This window comes from Pedobacter kyungheensis, from assembly GCF_000812965.1.
Taxonomy (GTDB): Bacteria; Bacteroidota; Bacteroidia; order Sphingobacteriales; family Sphingobacteriaceae; genus Pedobacter; species Pedobacter kyungheensis.
In genome coordinates this window covers 77,086-89,280 of sequence record NZ_JSYN01000025.1, presented here as the reverse complement: position 1 = coordinate 89,280, position 12,195 = coordinate 77,086, and the positions used below count along the sequence as shown (strand labels likewise).

6 protein-coding genes are annotated in these 12,195 nt (G+C 41.2%); 1 reads left to right on the top strand and 5 read right to left on the bottom strand.

The annotated features are described in order from the left end of the window. Positions 1-92 precede the first annotated feature (92 nt). On the top strand, positions 93-3,134 hold the full coding sequence (locus OC25_RS19225; protein ID WP_039479442.1) for a DUF2723 domain-containing protein: 3,042 nt from the start codon (positions 93-95) through the stop codon (positions 3,132-3,134). 171 nt (positions 3,135-3,305) lie between these two features. On the opposite strand, the gene OC25_RS19220 is transcribed toward OC25_RS19225, so the two are convergent. From OC25_RS19220 to OC25_RS19200, 5 genes are all read right to left on the bottom strand, one after another. Next, positions 3,306-4,268: an acetyl-CoA carboxylase carboxyltransferase subunit alpha gene (locus OC25_RS19220; RefSeq protein WP_082018658.1), complete on the bottom strand. Its 963-nt coding sequence runs from the start codon at positions 4,266-4,268 to the stop codon at positions 3,306-3,308. A gap of 497 nt (positions 4,269-4,765) precedes the next feature. Beyond that, the gene (locus OC25_RS19215) at positions 4,766-6,325 is read right to left on the bottom strand and encodes a S10 family peptidase (protein ID WP_039479440.1); all 1,560 of its coding nucleotides are present in this window, start codon (positions 6,323-6,325) and stop codon (positions 4,766-4,768) included. Positions 6,326-6,482: 157 nt separating this feature from the next. Continuing rightward, the gene (locus OC25_RS19210) at positions 6,483-6,884 is read right to left on the bottom strand and encodes a hypothetical protein (RefSeq protein WP_039479439.1); all 402 of its coding nucleotides are present in this window, start codon (positions 6,882-6,884) and stop codon (positions 6,483-6,485) included. A 419-nt stretch (positions 6,885-7,303) separates the two neighbouring features. After that, complete coding sequence (locus OC25_RS19205; protein ID WP_039479575.1) at positions 7,304-8,884, bottom strand: SusD/RagB family nutrient-binding outer membrane lipoprotein; 1,581 nt, start codon at positions 8,882-8,884, stop codon at positions 7,304-7,306. Between the two features lie 19 nt (positions 8,885-8,903). Further along, positions 8,904-12,179 carry a SusC/RagA family TonB-linked outer membrane protein gene (locus OC25_RS19200; protein WP_245222087.1) on the bottom strand — a complete coding sequence of 1,092 codons (3,276 nt, stop codon included), beginning with the start codon at positions 12,177-12,179 and terminating at the stop codon, positions 8,904-8,906. Positions 12,180-12,195 lie beyond the last annotated feature (16 nt).

The window sequence follows — 12,195 nt, the reverse complement described above, 5'->3', positions numbered from 1 at the left end:
AATCTAAAAAATTACCTGTTTTATCGACTAGAATAGTTAATTTCGGCAGCATTTTTATGTGAAAACAATTTTTAATATCATTAAACAAACCAATGAATTATTCAAAAGTTAATAATATAGTAGGCTGGATCTGCTTTTTAATTGCTACAATAACTTACGTTTTAACCTTAGAGCCTTCTGCGAGCTTTTGGGATTGCGGCGAATTTATCGCATCGGCATTCAGGATGCAGGTAGTTCACCAGCCAGGTGCACCTTTATTCTTAATGATCCAACGTTTCTTCTCCATTTTTGCTACCGGCGATTTAACCCGGATTGCTTACTGGATGAACGTAGGTTCTGCTGTTGCCAGTGGTGCCACTATCTTGTTTTTATTTTGGACCATTACTGCATTGGCTAAAAAGACCATTGTTAAAGCTGGCGAAGCACTTACAACCGGAAAACTGATTAGCATTATGGGTGCCGGCGCTGTTGGTGCATTGGCTTACACTTTTTCTGATAGTTTCTGGTTTTCGGCAGTTGAATCGGAGGTTTATGCGCAATCGTCGTTATTTACTGCGATTGTTTTCTGGGCTATCCTTAAATGGGAAGCACATGCCGATGAGCCAAGAGCAGACCGCTGGTTATTGTTTATAGCCTATATCATGGGTCTATCTATCGGTATCCACTTATTAAACTTATTAACCATCCCTGCACTGGCTTTTGTTTATTATTTCAAAAGAACTGGTAAAGCTACCACAGCTGGCATTTTCAAAACCTTACTTGTTGGTATTTTAATTCTGGCGGTAATCCAGTATGGTATTATCCAATACCTGGTTTCGTTCGGTGCATATTTCGATTTATTCTTCGTAAATACATTGGGTATGGGCTTTGGCACAGGGGTTTTATTCTTTGCTGTTCTGTTAATTGGAGCCTTGGTTTGGGGTATCCGTTATTCGATTACACACCAAAAGAAATTATTAAACTTAGGATTAATTTCTACCGTGCTGATTATTTTCGGTTATGCTTCTTTCTCGATGATTATTATCAGGGCTAAAGCAGATCCGAACTTAAACAACAGTGCCCCTAAAGATGCTTTCTCTTTCTTAAGTTACCTGAACCGTGAGCAATATGGCGACAGACCACTGGCTTATGGCCCGAACTATAATTCAGAAAGAGTAGGTGTAACCGAAGGAAAAACCATCTGGAGAAAAGGAAAAGAAAAGTACGAAGTGGCCGGTAAAAAAACCGATTACCAGTACAACAACAATACTTTGTTGCCACGCATGTATAGCGACGATCCTAAACATGCACAGTTTTACAAAGAATGGATGCATTTAGATGATGCTAAAACACCAAACCTGGTTGATAACGTAGGTTTCTTAGCCAGCTATCAGATTGGCTACATGTACATGCGTTATTTCTTCTGGAATTTTGTTGGTCGCCAAAACGATGAACAAGGCCAGGGTAGCGGTTTTGAAGGCGAGTGGATTAGCGGTATTAAACCTATCGACTCCTGGTTACGTGGCAACCAAACCAATTTGCCACCATCAACCATTGATAACAAAGCTTATAACCGTTTCTTCTTTTTACCTTTAATTATGGGCATTATTGGTGCTTTATGGCACTTTAAACGCAACCAAAAAGATGCAGGTGTAGTGGGTTTGTTATTCTTCTTCACTGGTATTGCCATTGTGTTATACTTAAACCAAAAACCATTGGAACCACGTGAAAGGGATTACGCTTACGTAGGCTCTTTTTACGCTTTTGCCATATGGATTGGGCTAGGCGCATTAGCGCTTAAAGAATGGGTATTTAAGAAAGTAAGCCCAACGGCAGGTGCAATTGGTGCCACTGTTATTGGTTTATTGGCAGCACCGGTTATTATGGCCGCGCAAGGCTGGGATGATCACGATCGTTCTACCAAACTGGTTCCGCATGATATTGCTTTAGATTACCTGCAATCTTGCGCGCCAAATGCCATTTTATTTACCTACGGCGATAACGATACCTATCCGCTTTGGTACATTCAGGAAGTAGAGAATGTACGTCCGGATGTACGTATTGTAAACCTGAGCTTATTCGATACAGATTGGTATATTAACGGTTTGCGCCAAAAACAAAACGAATCGGCACCTTTGCCAATTACCATGAAACCTGAACAATATGTACAGGGCGAGCGTGATGTAATGCCTTATGATGATTATAAACTTGCAGGCAACATTGAGCTGAAAAACGTGGTCGACTTATTATTATCAAACGATGATAACGATAAAGTTCCGATGCAGGATGGAACAAAATCTAACTTCCTGCCAACCAAAAACTTTAAAATTACAGTAGATCCGCAGCAGGTAGTAAGCACCGGAACGGTTTCGGCAGCAGATGCTTCGAAAATTACTACAGAAATGGACTGGAAGTTTAACAAAGGATATGTAACCAAAGGAACTTTGGCCATGTTCGATATCCTTGCGCATAACAACTGGAAACGTCCGATTTACTTCGCTTCTACAGTACCTTCTGAGCAATATAACGGTTTAGACAAGTATTTATACAGCGAAGGTTTAGCTTTACGTTTATTGCCATTAAAAGCTGATACTACCTCAGCTGATGAGCGTCCGGAGCAGTTAAATACTCCTGTTTTATACAACAACGTGATGACTAAATTTAAGTGGGGTAATATGAAAACCGCTAAATATTTAGATCCGCAATCATCAGATGATACTTTTATCTTCACCAATATTTTCAGCAGCTTAACGGGCAGCCTGATTAAAGATGGTAAAATAGCTGAAGCTAAAAAAGTTATCGATAAGTATTATGAGGTAATGCCTGATAAATTCTTCGGTATCCGTACCGTAGTAGTGAAATTCTACATGGCAGAAAACCTGTACAAACTTGGCGAAACTGCAAGGGCAAATGATATCTTAGAAAAATCAGGCGATTACATCAATAAAGAATTAAATTACTTGGCCGATATTTCACAATCGAAAGGTTTAACAGGCTCGCAGAATATCCAAACGGGTTTATATTACCTGGATAGGATGATTAAAACCAGTAAGGCCGCTGGTCAGGATAAATTGAGCGATAAGCTTCAGAGAACATTTAACAACCTGGAGGGTCGTTTATCGATGTTCTTCCCGGCACAAGGTCCGCAACAGTAATAAGGATCTTAAAATAATTTACAAGCAGCTGCATTAATTTGTAGCTGCTTTTTTTGTGGCAAAATAAACCTCACAGGTTTTAAAAACCTGTGAGGTTTGGAATAAGCGATTAATAAAAAATCCTGCCCGGCAATGCCAAACAGGATTCAAATTTATTTTAGTTAATGATGATTATTCGTTAACCACACCCATCTCACAGAATTTTTCAATCCGTTGTTCGATCAGTTTATCGGTTTTTAGCTTGCCTAATGAAGCCAAATCTTTAACAATATATTCTTTTAAGGTTTTTCCCATTAATTCCGGGTCCTGGTGTGCACCGCCCAAAGGTTCAGGAATGATCCCATCAATTAACTTATTGCCAAACATATCGTCAGAAGTTAATTTAAGGCATTCAGCAGCTTTTTCTTTAAAATCCCAGCTTCTCCATAAAATAGATGAACAAGATTCAGGCGAAATAACCGAGTACCAGGTATGCTCTAACATGTAAACTTTATCGCCAATACCAATACCTAAAGCTCCACCAGAAGCACCCTCTCCTACCACGATACAGATAATCGGCACGCGAAGGATCGACATTTCTAACAGGTTACGGGCAATAGCCTCACCTTGTCCGCGTTCTTCGGCCTCTAAACCCGGGTAAGCACCCATGGTATCAATAAAAGAAATTACGGGTTTGTTGAATTTTTCGGCCAAGCGCATTAAACGCAAAGCTTTGCGGTAGCCTTCAGGATTGGCCATACCGAAATTGCGGTACTGGCGCTCTTTGGTGTTTTTACCTTTCTGGTGACCAATAACCATTACCGTTTGGCCGTTTATTGAAGCAAAACCACCTATAATCGCTTTATCATCTTTAACCGTTCTATCGCCGTGCAACTCAATAAAATCATCACAGATCATGTTGATGTAATCGAGTGTTTGAGGGCGGTCCGGGTGACGGCTCATTTGAACCTTGTTCCAACCGGTTAAGTTTTTATATAAGTTATTGGTCGTTTCATCTAATTTACCGTCAAGCTCATCTAAAGTGGCAGACATATCTACCTTAGTTTTTTCGGCAACTTGCTTAACTTTCTCTATCTGCTGAACCAGGTCGGCGATAGGTTTTTCAAAATCGAATGATGTTTTTATCTGCTGCATAATTGAACCACAAAAATAAGTAATTATTTTTAGTTTGCAGCGATGAGTTTTTTGTTTGCGTTTTTTACAAGCATAAATTAACTCAGCAAGTTAACAGATGCATGTAACAAAAGCTATGATAATTTGAAAAGCAATTGCAGTGCTGCTTCGGTTTTGTCCTGTCCTGCTCTCCCTCCTGCCGCGAACGGCGGCATCCGTCCGATCAGGTTTATTTTATGCGGGCTACTGCAGCTATGCCGCTTTTCTGTGCCACCGACTTAGGTTACTTAGCCCTGATCCAATAGCTATCGGATGAAATGAATCCCGGTTTTTCATCGGGAGCAATGGAAAGCAGGAGTAACGATAATCATTGCCGCTCAATAAAAAGAGGTCCATGAAGACACGGACCTTGGCGTCAGTTGTATTAAAAAAGTTGACAACTTCGATGGCAATTTGCCTATAAATTTGTCAACTCTCGATTTATGAATCCTAAAATCAGTATATCCTTAAAATCCTGATTAAAACTTAGCAGCTTCGCCTGCTTTTGGCAAGGCTTTTTTAATAAACTCGCGGATATGGTTATTAGCTGTTTTTAAATCGTCTTTACGCAGGTACATCATGTGTCCGCTACGGTAACCTTCCCAGCTCATGCGGTCTTGCAACTTACCGGCAGCGTCTAACTGCCACATGCTGTATTTAGCGTTGAAATAATCGCATGCTCCATCGTAATAGCCCGATTGTACCAGCAAATGCAAATAAGGGTTTTGTGCCATGGCCTGGCGCAGGTTATCGCCTGTCTGATCGCCGCTTTTATCCCATGGGTAAACCGAGCCAAACATGTTGTACTTTAAATCGGTTTTATAGTTAAGCTCATTGCGCAGGTACATATTAATAGCGGGGGTAAAAGAATGCAGCCATGAGGTTAACTCTGCATTATAATCAGGCCCCTCGCCAGCCGTCATTTTATCTATGCCACGATAGCGCGAATCTAAACGCCCAACAGTAAATCCTTTATCCCTTAACAGTTCTTTCCAGAAAAAATCGGTAGGTACGTTAAAGTTATAATCTAAAATTACCTTTTCTGAAAGGCCCGAGTAACGCGCCATTTTAACTGCAATGGCTTTCTTTTTATCGGCACTTAGCATACCACCCTGCGAAATGGCCGGGATAAGCTCGTTAATGGTAAAGGTTTCTACTTCGGGCAACATTGCTGTTAAATCTTTGCCTTGTAAATCAGCAGCCAAAGCTTTATGATACCAGGCAGTTGCAGCGAAATAAGGCAAGCGCAAAGCAGCATCAACCGGTCCGCTTCTATCAATCCCCAACTCGGTAGGCGAAACCAGTACTACCCCATTTAAATACATCCACTGACTATTTTGCAACTCAAGCGCTAGGCCAGAAACGCGTGTGGTACCATAACTCTCGCCAATTAAGAATTTAGGCGAGGCCCAGCGGTTATTCCGGGTAACAAAGGTATTGATCCACTCGGCCAGGTATTTAATATCGGCCCGAACGCCAAAAAATTTGTTTGTAGGAATATCCTTACTAACGGCTCTCGAATAACCCGTGTTTACCGGATCGATATACACCACATCGGCCACATCTAAAATAGAATAGGGGTTTTCTTTATAACCGTAAGGTTGCACCGGATAGCCCTCATCATCGATATTTAACACCACCGGACCGGTATAGGCAATGTGCATCCAAACTGATGCAGAACCCGGACCTCCGTTAAAAGAAATCACCAATGGCCTTTTATCGCGGTTTTGCACATCGCTTCGCTCGTAGTAGGTATAAAATAATCCTGCAATAGGTTTTCCGTCCTCATCCCAAACAGGAAGGGTGCCCGCTGTTGCTTTATACGGAACGGCCTTGCCATCAATCGTTACCGAATGGTTGCTCACTACTGCACTTTCTACTTTGATATTCCTTTCGTTAGTACCTGGTTTCGCTTCTTCTTTTACCGTAACTTGTGTCGCAGTAACTGTTTCTTTTGATTGATTTTTTTTAGGCCCTTGTTGCGCCTGGGCCATAAGCCCGCTTATTAATAAGGTGGTAAGTACAAATCTGAATTTCATTGCGTTAGTTGGTTTGGTTTCTAAATATCAAACTATTGTGTGGTTAATCAAAAATCGCATTAGAAATGTTACCAATAAAAAAGCCTGCATGGCGTTAAGCTATGCAGGCCCGCAAAAAACCGCCATGTTTAGCAGTAGTTCTTTATTCAAAGCAATATTAAATTACCACAGCTTCAACACTTACATCTGAAATTTGCCAGCCTATGGTTTGGTTTCCGGTTACCAGTACATCGGCAAAATATTCGTAATAACTACCTGCTTTATAGCCTTCAAAACGATCAGCGTAGATAGGTCCAGATGAGTGAGATACCGATGTTAACGGCACATTACCTTCGCCCTGAATAGTTATGGTAATACTCGAATACACCTGACCTGAAGTGTATTGAAGCGTAGCCACCGCGGGCAAGCCATTACTTGTAGTAAAATTCTTGGTTACCGTAATTACTCCCGGCGGCGTAAACTTCTGAGTTGAAGCTTTTACCTTTTCGGGGGTAAAACTACTGAACAAACCAACCGTAAAAACCAGTACGGGAGCCAATAAACCGATTACTTTTTTCATTTTTAAATAGGGTTAAAGTTTAAGATTTTAATTGAAGGTTTAGGTGAAGTACAAGAGTATAGCTGCTTTTTTTATTATGCAATAACCTGAAGTATTAACCTGAGCCCTGTAAACTAAGGTAAAACATTGGCATTGAGGTAGCGCCAACAAATTAAGCACAAACGTTTGATTAACAACAACATAAAAACACGCAAAAATAAACCAAACCCGATATACGCCACTACTTAATACTACAGGAATACTGTTCTGGTTACGCTAAAATAAGGAGTAAAGAAACAGGCACAGCACAAACGTTTGACCATTTTCTTAAAACCCTTCCTGAGCATCTGTAGTCGTTTCCGGTATAATCTAATTCAATGGCACAAAAAAACCGACACTGCTTTTAGCAATGCCGGTCAGTAAAAAAGGGATGATTTGTTTTATTTATCCCACCATACCTTACCTACCAGTTTATCTCCGCCAGGAACGGCTGCTGATGCAGCTTTATAATTGGTAGCGTTAGATACACCTTCAAAAAGCGGATAAGGGAACCGACGGGGAATGGAGCCACCCGTATTGTTATTCGGATATACAACAGGTACCAGCACAGGTAATCCCGTTCTTCTCCAGTTAGACCAGGTTTCGTAAAAATCGAGCATAGTAATGGTATGTGCCCAATATTGAGTGGCAATCATATCTAAACCATTTGCAGGAACGTAAGGATGTGCAGTAAGGTAGGCCGCAGCATCGGATGCATTAACTGCCATGGCTGCATCGTATTGGGATAGATAAGTCATGGCCGAGGTTACCCCGGCGTTATAGTGCGTAGCAGCTGAGCCACCAATACCATAACGTTGTGCAGCTTCTGCCCAAAGCAGTTCGGTTTCTGCATAAGTAAGAATAAAGGTATTCCCATTCCTTTTCAGCATGCCGGGGTTCGGCGAAGAATAATCTGTAAAATCGGTATATGATGGGTCCTGACGAACATCCCTGCCGGCAATGCCACTCAAATCTTTACCATTAGGCATTCCTTTTTGCACAGCTGCTGTAGTAATGTAAGCCGGGTTCTGATCTTTAGTGGCATCAGTTAAATACAACTTGGTTACAGCTACTTTACTTAGGCGCGGATCGTTATTTGTTTTCAGGTAGTTGATAAAAGTACTGCTCCAGCGGGTGTAAAAGTTCTCCTGACCGCCATCGCCCAATAATACCTGGGCATTTCTGTTCTGGGTAACACGACTACCATTAACATCATGCTTGAAAAAAGCATTATCAGCATCGCTTGTCATGGTTTTACCCACCGCTTTATTGATGTAAGTTTGCGCAAGGGTTGCATCAGCTTTGGTTAGCCTCATGGCCATCCGCAACATTAAGCTGTTGCCAAAACGTTTCCATTTAGCAATATCGCCCGCAAAAACCAAATCGCCGGTTACCGCATCGCCACTTGCATTTAAAGCATTGCTGGCTTCATCCACTTCTTTTAATAAATCGGTATAAATGGCTTGTTGTGCATCGTATTTCGGATATAAATTGCCGGTATAATAGCCTTTACCTGCATCAAAATAAGGTACATCGCCATATAAATCGGTTAAACGTTCAAAAATTAAGGCTTTCCAGATCCTGCCCATCTGATAAACGTTATTGTATTGTGCTTTGCCTTTTGTAAATTCTACCAGATCGGCCGCATATTTTACCTGATCGGGATAGGCTTTTTCCCAGTAGGCTGCGGTGTAACCTTCGTTCAGCAGATATTTATCTCCTGCCCAATAACCAATTACCGATGACATGCCCTGCATCATGGTAGAGGCATAAATTAAATTGCCCCTCCAGGTTTCGTAAGCAAAATCGATGCTTCCGGTATAATTTAACTGGGCGGTTGATAATAAATAATTGGGATTATATTGGTCTTGTCCGACCGAAACCGGGTCTGTATTAATTTTTTCGAAGTCTTTGGTACAACCTGTTATCAGGGTTAATCCGGATAAAATAAGTGGTACGTATAATTTTAGGATCGTTTTCATTTTCAATTCGTTTAAAGGATTATAACTTAACACTTAAATTTAAACCATAGGTACGTACGGGTGGCACACCACCCAACTCCATCCCCGGAAAAGTGGCATTGTAACTCGATTCGGGATCGATGTTATCTGTCTTTTTCATGATGATGAATAAGTTACGCCCAACAAAACTTAAATTGAGGCCTTTGATCTTATTGTTAAACATTTTGGCCGGGAAATTATAGCCCAATATTACCTGCCTGAATTTTACAAAGCTGGCATCCTGTACAAATTGTTTTGAAACATTGTTGGCATAGGTGGTGTAATAATTGGCAGCGTTAATACCCAGGGCATCGCGGTTTTCTAAAGTAGCCTGGTGCAGTCCGAAAACATAGCCATAATAATCGGTTGCCGAGAAGATTTTACCTCCCCATTTACCATCTATTAAAAATGAAAGGTTTACCCCTTTGTAATTAAATTCGTTGTTCCAGCCTGCACTCCATTTACTGTAGGCAGAACCATAAGCTTTAAGTTCGCCTCTTTCAGGAGCACCATTGGCATCTTTAACAATGTTTCCGCTGGCATCGTATTTAAAATCGTAAGCCATTACCTGGCCTACAGGCAAGCCTGCAATGTTTTGTAAAAAACCAACATTACTTCTTGAAGTGGCCAGCAATTGTGAAGCCGTACCAGGTGCCAGTGTAATTACCTTATTATCGTTGTATGATCCGTTTAAACTGGATGTCCAGCTAAAATCTTTATTTTTTAGCACTACGCCAGAAATTAAAGCTTCAATACCCTTGTTCTGCAGTTCGCCAATGTTTAAAGTAGCGCCATTGTAACCTGTAGTGGTTGAGGTGGGTACATCCAGAATTTCATCGCTCGATTTTTTATTGTACCAGGTAAAATCAACATTTAACCTGTCGCCAAAGAAGCGCATCTCCGTACCAATTTCTAGTTCTTTTGCTTTAGAAGCAAACAATGAAGCATTTGGGATAGACGGATTTACAATATTACCAATCGGACTTCCGTTAACGGTTTCGCTACGCAGGTTATAGTACAATTGTGTTTTAAATGGCAAGGCCCCCTGACCCACAACAGCATAACCTGCCCTTAATTTACCAAAGCTTAAGAAAGATGGTTTCCATAGTTCAGAGAATACAAATGAACCACTAATGGCCGGATAAAACACACTTAATTTATTGTCTTTTCCGGGTGTGGCCAGGGTAGAAAACCAGTCGCTTCTGCCGCTAGCAGTTAAATAGAAGATATCTTTATAGGTTAATTCTAAAGTACCGTAAACAGATTGTGTTTCCTGATCACTTTGTACCACACTAACGGTTTTTCCGCCGGTATTGGATAAAGTATAGATGCCAGGGATCTGGAAAGAGCCACCCTGATTGGTTGTTTGCGTTAATTTGGTGCGGCGGTAACTGGCACCAATATTAGGGGTAATTGCGAAATCGTCAATTTTGAACGATTTACCGATCAATCCGTCTACATTAATATCAGAAAAATTTGTTAATTGTTCGGTAAAACCACCATCTGCATCGTAAGCAGTTCCGGAAGGGGTTACGCCCAGATAAGTTTCATTGTAGGCATCTCTCCCAGCCCTTGCCTGTAAAAACAGTCCGTTATCAAAGGTATATTTGGCATTGGCCGAGCTTAACAAACGCTCTTTTTTGGTGTTGTGGATAAATTCGTAAGCTGCAAACCATGGATTAGTAGCATAAGGGTTACCTGTATTGTACAGGATTTCGTTTCCTTTATCATTTTTCCAGGGTTTTAAATCGTTAATGTTTACACTGGTTGGCAAAAATGCAGCATTGTAATTGGCATTACCCGCTCCATCCGAAACCATCGGCCGGTTTTTAGCCTGTTCTAAAATGTAATTGAAACGGGCATCAACTACGAGGTTTTTTATCGGATCGAAAGTACTCGACAAAGTAAAGTTCTGTCTGTTTAAACCTGAATTGGGCACTACTGAGTTGTTGTGCAAGTCGCTGCCTGAAACGCGGATTACTCCGCCTGTAAAGGTTTTATTTAAAGCCAGGGTATTGGTAAAGCTATTACCGGTTTTGTAAAAATCTTCGATGTTATCTTGTTGAGCAGAATAAGGCCTGCTTACCCCATCAAACTGCACCACGTTCGAACCATCCAGTCGTGCACCCCAGCTGGAACCACCTGTTGAAGCTGCTGCAAGTTGTGTAGCCGGTTTTTGCCCGTTTACCCCCTGACCATAAACATACTGCCAGTTGGTGCGGTCCATAATCTGCTCAGCCACATAGTTACTGTTAAATTCGATACTGTTGCCTTTGCCACTTTTGGTGGTGATTAAAATTACTCCTGATTTAGCACGATACCCATACAATGCTGCGGCGGCGGCTCCTTTTAAAACCGAAATGCTTTCGATATCATCGGGATTTAAATTACCGATGGCATCGCCACGATCGGGAGCATTATCATATTGCCCGCCATTGTTACCAACAGAATTGGCATTGAAGCGGCCAACAGGCTCACTCTCCATAGGGATACCATTAATTACATATAGTGGCTGACTACTTTGACCTAAACTGGAAACGCCGCGGATAATTACACTGGTTGCCGCACCCGCACCACCAGATGTTGAACTCACATCTAAACCGGCAACTTTACCTACCAGCGAGTTTAGTACGCTGTTTTCTCTGGCTTGTGTAAGTGTTTCGCCACCTACCTGTGTTACCGAATATCCTAAAGCTCTTCTTTCTTTCTTGATACCTAAAGCCGTAACCACTACATCTGTTAATTGCTTGGTATCTTCGGTAAGTACAATATCGATAACGGTTTTGGTACTGATTGCAATTTCTTTGGTTTGAAAACCTGCATAAGAAACTACCAGAATAGCATTTTCGGGTGCATTTAAGGCAAACTTACCGTTTACATCGGTAGAAGTTCCAATACCCGTTCCTTTTACACGTACACTGGCACCGGGTAAAGCACCTCCAAGAGCATCTTTAACGGTTCCTGTAATTGGTACTTCTTTATTTTTGCTAATGACAATTAAACCGCCATCAGAAACAGAATATTTCAGGTTCGTTCTGTTTAAAATGGCTGCCAGCACATCGGTAACCAAAGTATTGGTTACAGTAATGCTTACATCCCGGTTTACCGGCACATAAGAAGAGCTGTAAACAAAATGGTAACTGCTTTGCTGTTCAATAATTTGTAACACCTTTGCCAGCTTTGTTTTCTTCACATCTAATGAAATTTTTTCCTGGGAAAAAACAGATGCTGAAACATTAAGGCAGGTAATGAAAACCATAATACAGGCTAGTTTCATTAGCATAATGAATTTT